The 16235-nt window shown below is 40.6% G+C and carries 15 protein-coding genes and 1 tRNA gene; 12 read left to right on the forward strand and 4 right to left on the reverse strand.

The genetic code is table 11. From position 1 onward, the window contains the following. Positions 1–1590 precede the first annotated feature (1590 nt). Positions 1591–2577 carry a D-alanine--D-alanine ligase gene (locus ABD769_RS08285; protein WP_344850948.1) on the reverse strand — a complete coding sequence of 329 codons (987 nt, stop codon included), beginning with the start codon at positions 2575–2577 and terminating at the stop codon, positions 1591–1593. A 268-nt stretch (positions 2578–2845) separates the two neighbouring features. On the opposite strand from ABD769_RS08285, the gene ABD769_RS08290 reads away from it, so the two are divergent. The 5 genes from ABD769_RS08290 to ABD769_RS08310 all read left to right on the forward strand — a co-directional run bounded on the left by ABD769_RS08290 (position 2846) and on the right by ABD769_RS08310 (position 6275). Next, the gene (locus ABD769_RS08290) at positions 2846–3616 is read left to right on the forward strand and encodes a PASTA domain-containing protein (protein ID WP_344850949.1); all 771 of its coding nucleotides are present in this window, start codon (positions 2846–2848) and stop codon (positions 3614–3616) included. An 18-nt stretch (positions 3617–3634) separates the two neighbouring features. Then, positions 3635–4690: an endolytic transglycosylase MltG gene (gene mltG / locus ABD769_RS08295; RefSeq protein ID WP_344850950.1), complete on the forward strand. Its 1056-nt coding sequence runs from the start codon at positions 3635–3637 to the stop codon at positions 4688–4690. Then, positions 4690–5097, forward strand: a complete 408-nt coding sequence (locus tag ABD769_RS08300; RefSeq protein ID WP_057934757.1) for an acyl-CoA thioesterase — start codon at positions 4690–4692, stop codon at positions 5095–5097. The genes mltG and ABD769_RS08300 overlap by 1 nt, the downstream gene beginning before the upstream one ends. 8 nt (positions 5098–5105) lie before the next feature. After that, the gene (locus ABD769_RS08305; protein WP_344850951.1) at positions 5106–6095 is read left to right on the forward strand and encodes a YihY/virulence factor BrkB family protein; all 990 of its coding nucleotides are present in this window, start codon (positions 5106–5108) and stop codon (positions 6093–6095) included. Between the two features lie 95 nt (positions 6096–6190). Further along, a tRNA-Ser gene (locus tag ABD769_RS08310) sits at positions 6191–6275 on the forward strand. Positions 6276–6602: 327 nt separating this feature from the next. Here the strand turns inward: ABD769_RS08310 and ABD769_RS08315 are convergent. Together ABD769_RS08315 and ABD769_RS08320 are read right to left on the reverse strand one after the other, a co-directional pair. Continuing rightward, on the reverse strand, positions 6603–6791 hold the full coding sequence (locus ABD769_RS08315; protein WP_344850952.1) for a hypothetical protein: 189 nt from the start codon (positions 6789–6791) through the stop codon (positions 6603–6605). Beyond that, the gene (locus ABD769_RS08320) at positions 6791–7624 is read right to left on the reverse strand and encodes an LCP family protein (protein WP_344850953.1); all 834 of its coding nucleotides are present in this window, start codon (positions 7622–7624) and stop codon (positions 6791–6793) included. Before ABD769_RS08320 ends, ABD769_RS08315 begins: the two co-directional genes overlap by 1 nt. A gap of 192 nt (positions 7625–7816) precedes the next feature. Here ABD769_RS08320 and ABD769_RS08325 point away from each other — a divergent pair, with 192 nt between their 5' ends. The 4 genes from ABD769_RS08325 to ABD769_RS08340 all read left to right on the forward strand — a co-directional run bounded on the left by ABD769_RS08325 (position 7817) and on the right by ABD769_RS08340 (position 12404). Beyond that, positions 7817–8752, forward strand: coding sequence for a glycosyltransferase family 2 protein (locus ABD769_RS08325; protein ID WP_344850954.1), 936 nt, complete (start codon positions 7817–7819; stop codon positions 8750–8752). 115 nt (positions 8753–8867) lie between these two features. Next, positions 8868–10034 carry a glycosyltransferase family 2 protein gene (locus ABD769_RS08330; protein WP_344850955.1) on the forward strand — a complete coding sequence of 389 codons (1167 nt, stop codon included), beginning with the start codon at positions 8868–8870 and terminating at the stop codon, positions 10032–10034. Between the two features lie 58 nt (positions 10035–10092). Then, a complete protein-coding gene (locus ABD769_RS08335; RefSeq protein ID WP_344850956.1) occupies positions 10093–11460 on the forward strand; it encodes a UDP-glucose dehydrogenase family protein in 1368 nt (455 codons plus the stop codon). 50 nt (positions 11461–11510) lie between these two features. Further along, positions 11511–12404: a glycosyltransferase family 8 protein gene (locus tag ABD769_RS08340; RefSeq protein ID WP_344850957.1), complete on the forward strand. Its 894-nt coding sequence runs from the start codon at positions 11511–11513 to the stop codon at positions 12402–12404. Here ABD769_RS08340 and ABD769_RS08345 read toward each other — a convergent pair. Next, complete coding sequence (locus ABD769_RS08345; RefSeq protein ID WP_344850958.1) at positions 12397–12918, reverse strand: serine acetyltransferase; 522 nt, start codon at positions 12916–12918, stop codon at positions 12397–12399. The genes ABD769_RS08340 and ABD769_RS08345 overlap by 8 nt on opposite strands. A 255-nt stretch (positions 12919–13173) precedes the next feature. Here ABD769_RS08345 and ABD769_RS08350 point away from each other — a divergent pair, with 255 nt between their 5' ends. From ABD769_RS08350 to ABD769_RS08360, 3 genes are read left to right on the forward strand one after another with little or no spacing between them, the layout of a single operon-like run. Continuing rightward, on the forward strand, positions 13174–14526 hold the full coding sequence (locus ABD769_RS08350) for a lipopolysaccharide biosynthesis protein (RefSeq protein WP_344850960.1): 1353 nt from the start codon (positions 13174–13176) through the stop codon (positions 14524–14526). Between the two features lie 36 nt (positions 14527–14562). After that, on the forward strand, positions 14563–15417 hold the full coding sequence (locus ABD769_RS08355; protein WP_344850961.1) for a glycosyltransferase family 2 protein: 855 nt from the start codon (positions 14563–14565) through the stop codon (positions 15415–15417). Positions 15418–15436: 19 nt separating this feature from the next. Then, a complete protein-coding gene (locus tag ABD769_RS08360) occupies positions 15437–16216 on the forward strand; it encodes a glycosyltransferase (protein WP_344850962.1) in 780 nt (259 codons plus the stop codon). Positions 16217–16235: the final 19 nt, after the last annotated feature.

Here is a 16235-nt window from a genome sequence, read left to right on the forward strand (position 1 = left end):
TTCTTAGGCATAAAAACCTTGACGACTTTTTAATGTGCCGCTACCGCTTTAGGTAATCTGATTAATAATTAAGCAAATTAGATATTTGTTATCCTAAAATTAAATATCAAAACAAATCTAAAGGACGACCATTCTCTAAATGTGAGCTTCAGTGAACTTATATGTCTTATATGGTAAACATGATAGTTTTTTTTAAAAAAACCATATAAGACATATGAGAAAATATAAGCTCGGGGCGGTTATTTTTGAGCGACCGGAAATGACTTATATTTTCCGTGTTTTCAGTGCTTCCGTGGCAATTGTTAATTAACCCGGTGGTCTGTAAAGATACAGATCATGGGTTTACGGTCGAAAGCCTATTCTCTAAATATGAGCTTCAATGAACTTATATGTCTTATATGGTAAACATGATAATTTTTTTAAAAACCATATAAGACATATGAGAAAATATAAGCTCCTTGCCACTAATTTTAATATCCCAAAAGAATTACATTTAAGGTAATAGATTGATAAACAAATCATTAGAAAGCTTCTGAAATTAGAGTGATAGCTCAGTTGATTGGATTAATAAGGTTAAATAAAACTGTCATTTCGACTGTGTCGCGAAACGCCAGCCTGATACGGGCAGGAAGAAATCTATGCTATATAATTGTAAATAGATTTCTCCGCTACGGTCGAAATGACGACCATTCTCTAAATATGAGCTTCAATGAACTTATATGTCTTATATGGTAAACATGATAGTTTTTTTAAAACCATATAAGACATATGAGAAAATATAAGCTCGGGGCAGTTATTTTTGAGCGACCGGAAATGACTTATATTTTCCGTGTTTTCAGTGCCTCCGTGGCAATCGTTAATTAACGCTGTGGTCTGTAAAGATACAGATTATGAGTTTACGGTCGAAAGCCTATTCTCTAAATATGAGCTTCAATGAACTCATATGTCTTATATGGTAAACATGATAGTTTTTTTTAAAAAAACCATATAAGACATATGAGAAAATATAAGCTCCTTGCCACTAATTTTAATATCCCAAAAGAATTACATTTAAGGTAATAGATTGATAAACAAATCATTAGAAAGCTTCTGAAATTAGAGTGATAGCTCAGTTGATTGGATTAATAAGGTTAAATAAAATTTGTCATTTCGACTGTGTCGCGAAACTTCCGCCTGATACGGGCAGGAAGAAATCTATAAGATGTAATTGTAAATAGATTTCTCCGCTACGGTCGAAATGACGACCATTCTCTAAATATGAGCTTCAATGAACTTATATGTCTTATATGGTAAACATGATAGTTTTTTTTTAAAAAACCATTAGAAAGCTTCTGAAATTAAAGTGAAAGTTTTAGTTGATCGGATTAATAAGGTTTAATAAAATTTGTCATTTCGATAGATTTCTCCACTACGGTCGAAATGACGACCATTCTCTAATGTAAACTTCAATGAACTCATATGTCTTATATGGTAAGATAATAGTTGCTTTTTGAACCATATAAGAAAATATAACTAAAAGTGCTTATTAACAAATGGAAAATGAATTAAGTCTGCCGTGTTTCTGTGTATCAGTGGCAAATATGTCATAATCTAACCCAATGTTTCCTTCATCAAACGCGTATAGAACTCTTTAAGCGATATGCCCATCGCAGCTACCTGTTGTGGAATAAAACTTGTTGCGGTTTGCCCCGGGATGGTATTGATTTCGATAAAATAAAACTTGCCAGTTTCGTGCTCCAGGAAATAATCAACACGCACCACTCCCCTGCAGTTTAGCTTTTTATATACATCCGTAACCACTTGTTGCACACGTTGCAATTCTTCCTCATTCATCCGGCCGGGGGTGATTTCTTCTGTGGCCCCTGGCGTATATTTCGCTTCGAAATCGAAAAATTCATTCTGCGGAATTACTTCTGTGGTCGGTAAAACAATAATGTTGCCTTCCGCGCCAAAAACGCCAATCGAAAATTCCCTTCCACTTACAAACTCCTCAATCAAAACCTGGGTATCTTCCTTAAAAGCCTTTTCTATGGCTTCATCAAGGTCATCAGCATGTTTAACCTTGCTCATGCCAATGCTGCTTCCGCCACTATTCGGTTTTACAAAATATGGCAGTCTTAAATCTTGTTTAATCTGACTTAAACTGTAATTTCCGCCTTTAAATATCTGGACAGATTTAGCTGTATATAAATTTTCAATTCCTTCTACAATTGCTTTGGTATATCCCTTGTTCATTGTGATAGATGAGGTTAAAGCATCACAGGTAGTATATGGAATCCCCAGCATATCAAAATAACCCTGTAATTTTCCATCTTCTCCGGGAGAACCATGGATGGCAATAAAAACGCCATCAAACTTTATCCTTCGGCCATCAAGTGTGAGGGAAAAATCATTTTTATCAATTTCAATCTTAACAGAATCAGCAGGTTCATAAAACCATCCCTTTTCGTTAAGCATAATTTTATACACATCATATAAATCAGGGTCGATGTTCTGGGCAATTGTTGCTGCACTTTTTACCGAAACAACCCATTCGCCTGTGGTACCGCCTGTTAACAACGCAATAGTTTTCTTCATGTCAGAAATCCTTTTATAAATAGAAATTGAATATAAATATATCCCCAAAAATATAAATATCTTTGTGCTTTGATCACATTAACGGAACAATTATTGAAGGTTGGATAAGAGAATTAGTGAAGGAGTGAATGATTGAAGATTGAATGAAGAATTGATTGAGTGAGTGAGTGAGTGATTGAATGACTGGCGCCGATTTAGATTCTATAATTCAATCAATAATTAAAATAGTTACATTTGAGCTTATACGCATAAACCCCATTTAAGATACATGTCTAAATTTATAGATTACTTAAAAACCAAATCGTTTAGAAACAACATTTTAGCAGCCATAGGCACCGTTTTTGCCCTGCTCCTGATTGCATTTTTTAGTTTAAGGTATTACACCAAACATGGCGAAGGCTTAAATGTGCCGATGGTAAAGGGGCTTTCTTTTGAGCAGGCAGTAAAAAAACTGGAAGATGCGGGACTAAAATATGAGGTGGATTCTGTTTTCATTATGGACCAGCCGGCCGGCATTGTAATTGACCAGGATCCTGACCCAAACACATTTGTAAAAGATAACCGTACCATTTATTTAACCATTAATGCCGGTAAAACACCAAATACAAAATTCCCGGATATTGCGTTTAAAACCTTACGCGAGGCACAGGCGATTATTGAAAGTTCGAGGTTAAAACTGGGTGATACCACTTACAAACCGGATGTGAGCCGTGATGTAGTGCTCGAAGCCTCTTTTGGCGGTCAGCCGATTGCCGCCGGGCAGATTGTTCCGGTAGGTTCGAGGATTAACCTGGTACTGGGCGATGGCCGTGGAAACGAAGAAGTAGACATTCCGCAGTTAATGGGTTTAACCATGGATGAAGCAAAATTTAGTTTGCGGGGCTCGAACCTGAGCTTAGGTAATATTATTTACGAAGGTCCGGTAACGGACAGCGCTGCTGCAATTATTATTAAACAAGACCCGATGCTGGTTGATTCGCTAACAAAAGTGCCTTTGGGTACAAAAATCAACATTACGCTATCCAATAAACAACAATAATATACGCATACGATACAGATGACTGAAGTAGAAAAAAAGACCATGAGTACCGGCAAAAAAGCAGCAATTGTAATTGCGCTGATTGTAATTTTAATTGCCGGTTATTTTGCGCTGAACCTTTACAGGCTTTATTTTGCCCCCAACATTACCGAGAACCAAAAATACTTATACATTAAAACAGGTAGCAGCTATGATGATCTGCTGGCCGAAATGAAAAAGAAAGACCTGGTAAAAAGCATTGGTACTTTTACAGCTGCTGCCGGAAAAATGAACCTGGCAACCAGTGTAAAACCTGGCCGTTACCGTTTGAAGAAAGGCATGACTAACCGCACCTTGATCAACCTGATTAAAGCCGGAAACCAGGATCCTGTTAAACTGAAATTCCAGAATATCCGTAAGAAAGAGAATTTTGCAGCTTACCTGGCCAGCAACCTCGAAGCCGATTCTTTAAGTTTTATCCATGTACTGGATTCGACAGCACTGATCAGCAAATACGGTTTCAACCAGGATAATGTGTATGCCATGTTTATTCCGAATACTTATGAAATGTACTGGAACATTTCGCCGGTTGATTTTTTTGAACGCATGCACAAAGAATATGATAAATTCTGGAATGCCGACCGCAAACAAAAAGCGGCAAGCTTAAACCTTACACCTGCACAGGTATATACTTTAGCCTCTATTGTGGATGGCGAAGCGCTTTACGATAAAGAAATGCCGATTATTGCAGGCTTGTATTTAAACCGACTGAACAAGGGCATCTTGCTACAGGCGGATCCGACGGTAATTTTCGCTAATAATGATTTTACTGTGAAAAGGGTAACCGGAAAATTATTGCAGGTGCAATCGCTTTACAATACCTACAAGTATGCGGGTTTGCCTCCCGGTCCGATTATGATGCCAAGTATCAATGCGATTGATGCAGTGTTAAACCGCGACAAAAACAATTATATTTACATGTGTGCCAAAGAAGATTTTTCGGGTTACCATAACTTTGCCGAAACGAAAGCAGAACACGAAATCAATGCAAAAAAATATCGTGAGGCTTTAAACAAAAGAAATATCTTTAAATAATGTATAGCCACAGTACAAAAATCAGGGTGCGCTATGGCGAAACCGATCAGATGGGTTATATGTATTACGGCAATTATGCGCAGTATTACGAAGTGGGCCGTGTAGAGATGTTGCGGAGTTTAGGTATGAGCTACAGTTCTATGGAAGCCGATGGCATTATGATGCCTGTGCTGGAGCTGAAATGCAAATACATTAAACCTGCATTATACGATCAGGAAATTACTGTTAAAACGATTATTAAAACCTTGCCCGGCATCCGCATTTTCTTCGAGTACGAACTGTATAATGAAAAAGAAGAATTGATAAACATTGGAGCCACTACGCTTGTTTTTGTCGACATGAAGAAGAACAAGCCTACCAACCCGCCCGAAAACTTTATGGAAAAGTTATCGGTATTTTTTAATTAACAGCTGCAATGGAATGGTTACACCGGCAATTATTACATCTTAAGCTCTATTCTCGGTTTATAGAATGGACTAAGGAATGTATTTTGCCCGGATTTAGCCCGCTCCCCTTATATACTGTCGCTACGTTTTTTTTCCGCGAGATTGGCAAAGATTCACTGGTTAACAAATCTTCATCGCTGGCCTATAGTTTTATGCTGGCCATTTTCCCGGGGATTATTTTCTTGTTCACACTGATTCCTTTTATCCCGATAAAGGGTTTCCAGGATCAGCTTTTAAATTTAATCCAGCTGGTATTGCCGCATAACGCTTTTGATGCTTTCGAAACGACATTAAAAGACATCATCAAAAAGCAGAATACCGGTTTGTTGTCTTTCGGTTTTTTATCGGCACTGTTTTTTGCCACCAACGGGGTTAAAAACCTGATGAAAGCATTTAACAAATCATCGCTGATTATCGAAACCAGGGGCTGGTTAAAACAACGCTTAATTGCCCTGATCTTAACGGTAATCATTTGTTTTTCCATTATCATCTGTATTAGTGCCATGGCATTGGGTGAGGTTCTGCTGAACAAAATCAACGATGAACTCCATTTAAAAGATAGTTTTCTGGTTTACACCATTAAATTTACGCGTTGGGCATTACTGGCCATTCTGTATTTCATTACCATTTCTATTTTATACCGCTACGGACCTTCGCACACTAAAAAATGGCGCTTGTTTAGTGCGGGTTCATGGCTGGCTACTATACTGGCTTTTCTCACCATCTGGGGATTTTCCTTCTACATCAATCATTTTGCCTCTTACAATAAGGTTTACGGCTCTATCGGGACGCTGATTGTGGTGATGATCTGGCTTTACCTCAACTCACTCATTTTATTGATTGGTTTTGAGCTTAATGCCAGTGTTGATGTAAGCAAACGAAGTGTTAAAATCATCCGCCCCACCTTCAACCTGTTCAAAAAATCAGAGCCGATTGAAGAAAACATCCGAAAGAAATAATTTTTTTCTCCCTCTGTGTTAAGTAATTATCAAGTTTATATAAAAAAAACGCATTCTGAGTTTGCAGATTTAAGCTGAGTTTGTACTTTTGCAGCGGAGAGCTGGCAGAGTGGTCGAATGCGGCAGTCTTGAAAACTGTTGACTGTAACAGGTCCGGGGGTTCGAATCCCTCGCTCTCCGCATAAAAACTAAAGCCTGAAATCATAAGATTTCAGGCTTTTTTGTTTTCTTATTGGTAACTGAAATTGGGTTAATTGTTCAATTGGTTAGCTGTGAATTGCAAACTGCAAACTGTCAACTGAAAACTATTAACTGATAACTGAAAACCGATTTCTTCTCATTTATCGTTCAAATCTGTAGGAGGCCATTTATATAGGGTTTCCTGCAAATTTGGTGAGATATGCCCGGATGAATGAAAAAGCAGAAATCGAGGCCATGCCACGTTATATTAACCCGTTAATAGCTTTATCAGCAAATTTGTAAATCCAGATATTTATTACGTATAGTTTATGATAAGGTAATATCTACAGCTACAAGACCAGAGGCACCCATACTAATATCAAATAACACTTCATCACTAACATTCACGTTTACCTGTAAATTCGCTAAACTAAATGTAATCTCCTGCTGGTTCTCGTCTTCTATAGTTCCATGTCCGTGAATTTCACTCACACTCAGTATTTTTCCCTTTCTCATTATTTTATCATATCGTTTAAACGGTAAGCTGCACTCTTAAAATTCTTTATCTTTAATACCAGCCCCACCCCATTTATCCGTTCGTTGCTATAGAGGTTTCCGGCAGGAAACACCTGCGACCTTGGCAGGTGCTGTTTGTTAAGGAAAGTGCTAAAGGTTTTCATGTAATCTTTAAGGTGGATGTCGGTATCAATCATCGACCATAAATCGGAGATGTTTTTTAAAGCCACCGATTTATTTTTCACCGCGTAGCTGATTACTGCTTTAGTAATGTTTTTCTGTCGCTCTACCCTTGCATGGTCATCATAACAGGTTCCGGCAACCCTTACCCTGGCATAAGCCAAAGCCTGATCGCCAGTTACCTTAATTACTCCCGTTCGTGTGAGCGGCAGTAAAGGCACACCTTTTAAGTACGACTGCTCTGCTATATACCGGTTTACATATTGGTGTATGCCTTTATCTATATTAATGGTAATTCCTCCAAAAGAGTCGATTACTCTTGCTGTATTGTTAAAGTCAGTTACGATAGAAGATACCAGTTTGGTTTTAAAATTTGCATTAATGGTACTGATCAATAATTCCCTTCCGCCCAGGCGATACGCCGCATTAAGTTTCTGATTGCCATATCCCTTAATGTAAACATAAGTATCGCGCAAAATGGAAGTTAGCTTTACCTCTTTATTTTTTACGGTAATCACCATAATCAGATCTGCATTGCCCCTCGTATTATTCTCCCTCGAATCAGATCCGATCAAAAGTATCTGCTGGGCGTAAAGTGTAGCCATGCCAGATAGGCTTAGTAACACCATTAAAAGTAAGGTCTTGATTTTCATAATCAGTGTATTAAAACGGCAGATCTGAACATACATATCCACCTAATAATCAAACACAAAGCTATCGTTAGCTGCTCCTTTTACCTATAGCCTTATTTCACTAAATCCCTGTCGTAAGTGTTTTTAAACGGGCAGATAAACCACCCAAAAAGACTATAGACCAGTAGCCGGGCTTTGCATAAGTTTGCAGAAATGGCATTAACATCTATCATCACAGTAAACTACAACCAGCCCGGGGCTACGCTGGATCTTCTGGAATCAATTAAAAAAAACTGCCAGACAGATGACATTGAGGTAATTTTGGTTGATAATGCGAGCGATGTTGACAACAAAAGCCTTTTTGCAGACTACTATCCTTCATTAAGGTATATCCGTTCGGAAGTTAACCTGGGTTTTGCCGGCGGGAACAACCTCGGTATCAGGCAGGCTAAAGGTGAATATATTTTGATGATCAATAACGACACCGAAATAATTCCCGGTTTTGTGGGGCAGCTTGTAGCAGAAATGATTGCCCGGCCGGAAATCGGGATCCTCTCGCCGTTAATACTTTTTTATGATGATCCAAGCGTTATCCAATATGCCGGTTTTACCCCGTTAAATTTAATTACGGGCAGAAATCGCACCATTGGCCTGGGCACGCAGAATAATAACCAATACGACAATACCAGTTACCAAACCGCTTTTTGCCATGGAGCAGCCATGATGTGCAGGAAAAGCGACATTACCCATATTGGGCTGATACCTGAACAGTATTTTTTGTATTATGAAGAGCTGGATTGGTGCGAGATGTTTAAACGGGCAGGCAAACAGATCTGGTTTACCGGTAAAACACACATCTTTCATAAAGAATCGATGAGTGTAGGGAAAGAAAGTGCTGTAAAAACCTATTTCGTTACCAGAAACCGGCTGCTTTTTATGCGGCGGAATACCAACTGGCTAAATGTTACGCTGTTTAGCGCTTATTACCTGCTTCTGGCGGTGCCAAAACAACTCATTACTTACGTGGTAAAAGGCAGGACAGATCTGATCCCTTTTGTAGCAAAGGGACTTTCGTGGCACCTGTTCCGTTCCAAAAATCATGTCGAACAGCATTCCCCTCTCGTTTTACAAGCCAAACGTATTAAATAAGCATTATAATGGTAGTAAAGGACTATTGAGATACAGTTTTAAGCATCCTAACTTCGTGCCGCTGGTAAGCCAGGGCTTAATGATCCACCACCAATTTATACATATCCAATAAACAATGATTATTTTCTTTTGGGCCTGCCTTTTCATCGTGATGTACACCTTTGTGGGTTACGGATTATTGCTTTATATCCTCATCAGGATTAAACGCTTTTTCACCCGTCCAAAAAAGTTCCTCACTGATGCTGCCCTGCCTACTGTTACCTTACTGGTGGCTGCCTGGAATGAAGAACTGATTATTGGCGATAAAATTAAAAACACCCTATTACTGGATTACCCAAAAGAGCTGTTGCAGATTATTTTTATTACTGATGGCTCTACAGACCTCACCCCCGATCTGATTTACCCCTATAAAGAAATTGTGCTGATGCATAATGGTGCCCGCCACGGCAAAATGGCGGCAATAAAAAGAGCAATGCCAGGCGTAACGGGCGAAATTATTGTATTTTCGGATGCGAACACTTTTTTAAATCAACAGGCCCTGCGCGAGCTGGTGAAACATTACCAGAACGAAAAAGTGGGCGCTGTTGCAGGCGAAAAACGGATTTTGGTTAACCAGCATGCCGATGCCAGTTCGGCCGGAGAAGGTTTTTACTGGAAATACGAATCGCGGCTTAAAAAGTGGGATTATGAGCTCTATTCTAATGTAGGTGCTGCAGGAGAACTTTTCAGCATCAGGGCATCGTTATACGAACCGGTAGAAAGCGATACCATTATTGATGACCATATGATTGCCATGCGGATTGCGGAAAAAGGCTATTTAATCGCTTACGAACCTGCAGCTTACGCCAGCGAAACGGCTTCGGCAAATACCGCTGAAGAGCTTAAACGTAAAATAAGGATTGCAGCTGGTGGTATCCAGTCTATTTTCAGGCTAAAAGTGGCAGCAAATCCTTTCCGTTACCCCCTATTAACTTTTCAGTACCTGTCGCATCGCGTACTCCGCTGGACGATTACCCCGTTCCTGCTTGTTCTGGCCCTTTTGGCCAACATCATCATTGTTTCGCAGTATAACGAAAGGTTTTACCTGTTCCTGCTGATGGCACAGTTTGCTTTTTATGGCCTGGCCCTGCTCGGCATGTTGATGGAACGGAGAAACATCAGGCTCAAACCGCTTTTCATCCCCTATTATTTCTGCATGATGAATTATGCCGTGGCAGCGGGGATTTTAAGATACATTAACCAGAACCAGAGTGCAGCCTGGGAGCGCTCGCTACGCAAATAGCCAAACCGGCAGGCTAAACTTTCCATTGATAAATTAAACGCTATTAACAATAAAATACATGAAAATTGCAGTTATCGGCACCGGCTACGTGGGCCTAGTAACAGGAACCTGCCTGGCAGAAACAGGAAATGATGTAATCTGTGTGGACATTAATGCCAGCAAGATAGAAAAAATGCAACAGGGTGAACTCCCTATTTATGAACCCGGATTAGAATTGCTTTTTCACCGCAACATTCAGCAGGGACGTATCCGCTTTACCATGGATCTGCAATCGGCGGTAGAACATGCCGAAATTATATTTATGGCCCTGCCTACCCCTCCGGGCGAAGATGGTGCGGCCGATCTTTCGTATATACTTGGTGCGGCAAAAGATATTGCAGCGCTCCTCACCGGCTATAAGGTAATTGTAAACAAATCAACCGTGCCGGTAGGAACCGCAGATAAAGTAAAAGCTGTTTTTGAAAGCCATACTTCTATCGCTGTTGATGTGATTTCGAACCCTGAATTTTTAAGGGAAGGCGTTGCGGTAGAAGATTTTATGAAACCAGACCGCGTGGTAATTGGCACAAGCAGCGAAAGGGCAAAAAAATTAATGTCGGAGCTTTATGCACCCTATGTACGCCAGGGCAATCCGGTTATTTTTATGGATGAGCGCTCAGCCGAACTAACCAAATATGCGGCAAATTCATTTTTAGCCACAAAGATTACTTTTATGAACGAAATTGCCAACCTGTGCGAGCTGGTAGGTGCCGATGTTGACGCCGTACGTAAAGGGATTGGAACTGATGAGCGCATAGGCAAACGCTTTCTATTCCCCGGTATTGGTTATGGTGGTTCCTGCTTTCCTAAAGATGTGCAGGCCCTGGTTAAATCGGCAGATGAGCACGAATACAATTTTGAGATCCTGAAATCAGTAATCACCGTAAATGAAAAGCAAAAAGTAATCCTTGCAGATAAACTGCTTCAATACTATGATAATGAAATCAGTGGTAAACATTTTGCCCTTTGGGGACTTTCCTTTAAACCGGAAACAGATGATATCAGGGAAGCACCAGCACTTTACCTGATCGAAACCCTGCTTAAAAATGGTGCCAGCGTTAGCGTTTTTGATCCCGAAGGACAGGAAAATGTAAAATCGATATTTAACAACCGGATTTCTTATGCCGAAAACCAGTACGCAGCACTTGAGGGGGCAGATGCATTGTTAATTGCAACCGAATGGTCGTTATTTAGAAACCCTGACTTTGAAAAAATGGCTGAATTGCTTAAGGAAAAAGTAATTTTTGATGGCAGAAATCTGTTTGAGCTCGAAAAAATGACCGAGCTTGGCTATTACTATAATAGTATAGGAAGGAAATTGATTGCACCGGATGAAACCTTGTATCAATCTCTGAAAAGTAAAACAGATGCTGTTCAAAATGCTTGATCAGAATAATTTATACAACTATACATCAATACACAAAACCATAAAATGTCATGACGCATCAAGCTGAAAGTATAACGATAGTAACCATTTGCGACAATCAGTTTGTGGCGCTGATGGCTGCAATGCTGAGGTCGTTAGAAGATAACCACCATTCGGGAGAAGAAATTAACCTCTATATCGTTTCTGACCACATTACGGAGAAAAACAGGCTCAAAGTGGTTTCGAGCCTGGCTACCACTAAACTTCGTTTACACTGGATCCCGATTGAAGAAGCTTTACCGAAACAGTTTAAGCTACCCAGGGATAAATCTTCATTTCCGGCGAATGTTTACATGCGCTTGTGCATCCCTTATTTTATCCCTCAGGAGGCTACAAAAGCAATTTACCTGGATGTGGATATGATTGTGCTTGATGATATTTCTAAGTTATGGCATACCGATATTGGCGATTACGACCTGGGTGCTGTACCCGATCTTTCGGGTGTGGTGAGTTCGCCATGGGGAGGAATCAGTAATTATAAAGCGTTGGGGCTCGATCCTGACAGCAAATACCTTAATGCCGGCATGATGTTGTTAAAACCGCAGCGTTGGCGCGAACGGAATATTACTGCCCGAGCTTTTGCCTGTGCCGCAGAAAATGCAGCGTATCTCAACTTTGCAGAGCAATACACACTCAACGTGGTTTTTAATAATGACTGGTTTGAGCTGGATCCTTTATGGAACTGGTTTGCCAAAAAAGATACGGCCAGCCCCTACCTCATCCACTTTACGGGGATGAAACCAATTTACAATGGTTATTCGGGACAGGAACATTTTAAAACTACGTTTTTCCATTACCTAAATAAAACCCAATGGGCAAATTACCGCATTAAAAGTGATGCGGTGAGCAAACTAAAAAAGATTTATAATAAGATAGAGAAAAAGCTGGTGATGGCTTTCAGGTAATCACTGGGTTGCTGCGGAGAATCCTTGCAGGGTTTCCTGCGGCTACAGCACCATCAGGTATTGATTTTACCACTACTGAACCCGCCCCGATGGTTACGTTGCTGCCGATGGTAATGTCACCAATAATTACTGTATTGCAGCCAATGTCTACAGCATCGCCAATAACCGGGGCTTTAACGATTCCCGATGCTGTAAAATCCTGTTTAACACCAATGGTGGTACACTGGCGCACCGAGCAGTTTTTACCGATTATGGTATCAGGATGGATAACCAGGCCGCTGCCGTGCCAAAGCTGAAAGCCGCTCCCTATAGAAGTTTTCCAGTTGAGCTCTACACACATCATCCATTCTATAAAAACCCTGTAAAACAACAGGTACCAAAAGAACAGAATCTTAGTAATTTTATACCTCGATATCAGCTGTGCTACCCTAAAAAACACCACGATATACTTTCCCTTGGTGGGATTGGCCAGATTGGCCTTCCGGTCCTGAAGGATATATTTGATTATCCTCATATTAAAACTTCCGGTCTGTAAGGCCAGTAAACGGTATTGTTTGTGTATTCATATAAAAACCAGCCCAGGAGCATTAACGCACAATGTATTGATGAGGCTGGGAATTACCCAAAATTAACACCTTAAAGCTTTGCTTTCATTAGTATTTAAGGGCTATTTATAGAGCAGTACGGGATGAGTAATTTTGATCAACCTTGTTAACCGCCCCTGCATGGAGCTTTGGCCAGAAATCATGGAAAAACCCTGTTTTATTGAATGAAATTAATTTCTAAACTAAAAAACATCCATTTCCTTTCCCTTATGGGTACCGGTGGAATGTCGTTGCTCACTTTCCTTTTTACCGCCATTTTATACCGGTCGTTAAGCATTAAAGAAATTGGTATCTGGTTTTTCTTTCAGGCACTTCTTTCCTTTTTGGATACTTTCAGACAGGGATTTTTAACCACGGCATTTGTAAAATTTTATGCAGGCGCTACCGAAGAAAAAGGCCGGCAGGTAATTGGTTCTACCTGGTATATCGCTGCCGGAATTACGTTGTTATTAGTAGCCTTTAATATACCGTTACTATTTTTCAGTCACTTCAGTAATGATGAAAGCCTTGCATTTTTCATCAAATATTACGCAATAAACCTGATCTGCTCCTTACCGATGATTGTAGCCATGTGCATTGCCCAGGGTGAGCTCCGGTTTGATACGCTTTTATACATCAGGATGTGCCAGGTAATTTTACTCATTAGCTTTCTGGTTATCCTCAACATTTTAAAAATCAACTCGTTGCAATACCTCATGTTTGCCAACATTGCCGCAACGCTGCTAACCAGTATGTTAACGCTGGTAATGGGCTGGTCGGGCATTGGTTATTTTTTCAAAAAACAGAAAGACTGCATCAGGGAGATTTTCAATTTCGGAAAATATACGGTGGGCACTTCCATCAGCAGCAGCCTTTTTGGGGTAACAGATACTTTTGTCATCAATTTTATGCTCGGGCCATCCTCACTGGCCGTGTATAACCTGGGCAAACGCCTGATGGAAGTGGTAGAAATTCCGCTAAGAAGTTTCGTGGCCACCGCAATGCCTTCTTTATCTAAAGCTTACAACAGCGGAAATAAGAAAGAGGTAATTGATATTATGAAAAAATATATCGGAACCATTACCATCTGCCTGTTTCCGGTGTTGGTGGTGGCCTATATTGCCGCCGGACTGGCCATGAGCATTATTGGCGGGGGGCAATACCACAATACGCCCGCAGGTGATACAGCGATAAACATCTTCAGGATTTTTACCACGTTTGCGTTGCTTTACCCGGCAGATCGTTTTATGAGCGTAGCACTTGATGCGATCCACAGGCCACAAATCAATTTCATTAAAGTAATTGTAATGCTGGTGGTTAACCTTTCGGCCGATTTTTTGGGTGTGTACCTGCTTGGGAATGTTTATGGCATTGTAATCGGCACATTTTTCCCCACCATTACCGCAATAGCCATCTCTTATTATTACATCAATAAAGATTTTAAAAAATTCTCTCTCGTAAACAGTTACCTCAGCGGCTACCGCGAACTGATGAGGTTTGTAACGCTGGGATTAAAACAGGCAAAAAATTTACGCTGATTACGGTCCATTTAACTCAATGATACAACGCATACCATGAATAATATTTTCACTACTCCGGACTGGATCAACAAATATGATTTTTCTTTTAAACAAGTAACGGAAGTACCCGAATCGCTTTTTGAAGAAATAAACGCCCGGCTGGATGTGCTGCAAACCGGAACTCCCATGGTGAGTATTGTAATTGCGGCCTGGAATGAAGAAGTTAATATTATCCGCAATATTGCGAGCCTCGCCAACCTGGCCACTAAAATACCGCTTGAAATTATTGTAGTTAACAACAACTCTACCGACGCAACACAGCTGACTCTGGATAAACTGCACCTTAAAAGTTATTTTCAGCAGATACAGGGCTGTGGACCTGCGCGACAGATGGGGATGGAAAAAGCCAGGGGAAAATATATTCTGCTGGCTGATGCGGATTGCATTTACCCGGAGTGCTGGCTTGATGATATGCTGGCCATTTTAAGCAGCCCCGGTACCGTTTGTGTGTATGGCCGCTATTCTTTTATTCCCGAACCCGGTTTCCCCCGGTGGAAACTGGCCATCTTAGAGAAAATGAAGGATGCTGTTGCTGCCTTAAGACATGTAAAACGCCCCTATCTTAATGCATTTGGCATCAGCATGGGTTATATCCGCGAGTATGGAATGAAGGTGGGCTACGTGATGGTAAATGTGCGGGGCGAAGACGGGCGCCTGTGTTTCGATCTGATGCAGTTTGGCAAAGTACGCCAGCTTAAGCGCAACCGTTCCCGAGCATGGACAGCACCACGAACCTTGCAGCGGGATGGTTCTTTTACCCAGGCATTATTCTCTAGGATTTCGATTGAATCAAAAAAAATATTCTCGCTCTTTACGCCACACAAGCCACACGATACCAAGAAAATTTAAACCTTAAAATCAATTAACAATGTACACCTTTTTTCAGGTTTCCCTTTTAATTACGCACTACAACAGAAGTTCATCCTTAGCCAACTTGTTATATACGCTTAAAGACCTAAAATGCGGTTTTGGCGAAATCATTGTTTCGGATGACGGAAGCAATGAAGAACACCAGGGCAAACTCCACCTGCTCCAAAAAGCTTTCGGTTTTAAACTGATTACCACACCCGTAAACCGTGGCCTGGGCCATAACATTAATAAAGGCCAGGATGCAGTAACCAAGCCTTACACCCTATACATTCAGGAAGATTTTGAACCTTCTGCCCAGTTTCCGCACCTGTTTTTACAGGGACTGGAGCACATGAAGGCAAAGAAGGCATTGGATATTGTGCGGTTTTATGCATACTCGCCTTACGCCTACCTAAAGCCCTTTGATGAACACTTTTCGCAGATGTTCCACCCTACCTTTGGGACAGATTACACCAAAATATACCTTTATTCGGACCATCCACATTTGAGAAGATCAGATTTTTTTCAAAAATTCGGCCGTTATCCTGAAGGATTAAAGGGAGACCTTACCGAATACAAAATGTGTATTTCCTTTTTACAGAACAAAGCACAGGGGCTGTTCTATAACGATTTTAGCAAGCTGCTGATCCAGAAAAATTCGCAGCAGGAACCGAGCACCATGACCAGGATCAGCTGGCGTGAAAGTAAAGCCGTATGGATTAAACTGTTAAGAGATACTTACCGCCAGCTTAAGTATAATTTCGACATTATTGCGCAGCCACCCCTCCGAAAGCTTTAATAGCTAGGGTGGCTGTAAT

The organism is Pedobacter jeongneungensis (assembly GCF_039538295.1).
GTDB lineage: Bacteria > Bacteroidota > Bacteroidia > Sphingobacteriales > Sphingobacteriaceae > Pedobacter > Pedobacter jeongneungensis.

Coding starts and splice junctions, on each gene's coding strand:
- ABD769_RS08285 (WP_344850948.1), bottom strand. CDS start 2,577: ATGAAGAAAACTATTGCGTTGTTAACAGGCGGTACCACAGGCGAATGG.
- ABD769_RS08290 (WP_344850949.1), top strand. CDS start 2,846: ATGTCTAAATTTATAGATTACTTAAAAACCAAATCGTTTAGAAACAAC.
- mltG (WP_344850950.1), top strand. CDS start 3,635: ATGACTGAAGTAGAAAAAAAGACCATGAGTACCGGCAAAAAAGCAGCA.
- ABD769_RS08300 (WP_057934757.1), top strand. CDS start 4,690: ATGTATAGCCACAGTACAAAAATCAGGGTGCGCTATGGCGAAACCGAT.
- ABD769_RS08305 (WP_344850951.1), top strand. CDS start 5,106: ATGGAATGGTTACACCGGCAATTATTACATCTTAAGCTCTATTCTCGG.
- ABD769_RS08315 (WP_344850952.1), bottom strand. CDS start 6,791: ATGAGAAAGGGAAAAATACTGAGTGTGAGTGAAATTCACGGACATGGA.
- ABD769_RS08320 (WP_344850953.1), bottom strand. CDS start 7,624: ATGAAAATCAAGACCTTACTTTTAATGGTGTTACTAAGCCTATCTGGC.
- ABD769_RS08325 (WP_344850954.1), top strand. CDS start 7,817: ATGGCATTAACATCTATCATCACAGTAAACTACAACCAGCCCGGGGCT.
- ABD769_RS08330 (WP_344850955.1), top strand. CDS start 8,868: ATGATTATTTTCTTTTGGGCCTGCCTTTTCATCGTGATGTACACCTTT.
- ABD769_RS08335 (WP_344850956.1), top strand. CDS start 10,093: ATGAAAATTGCAGTTATCGGCACCGGCTACGTGGGCCTAGTAACAGGA.
- ABD769_RS08340 (WP_344850957.1), top strand. CDS start 11,511: ATGACGCATCAAGCTGAAAGTATAACGATAGTAACCATTTGCGACAAT.
- ABD769_RS08345 (WP_344850958.1), bottom strand. CDS start 12,918: ATGAGGATAATCAAATATATCCTTCAGGACCGGAAGGCCAATCTGGCC.
- ABD769_RS08350 (WP_344850960.1), top strand. CDS start 13,174: ATGAAATTAATTTCTAAACTAAAAAACATCCATTTCCTTTCCCTTATG.
- ABD769_RS08355 (WP_344850961.1), top strand. CDS start 14,563: ATGAATAATATTTTCACTACTCCGGACTGGATCAACAAATATGATTTT.
- ABD769_RS08360 (WP_344850962.1), top strand. CDS start 15,437: ATGTACACCTTTTTTCAGGTTTCCCTTTTAATTACGCACTACAACAGA.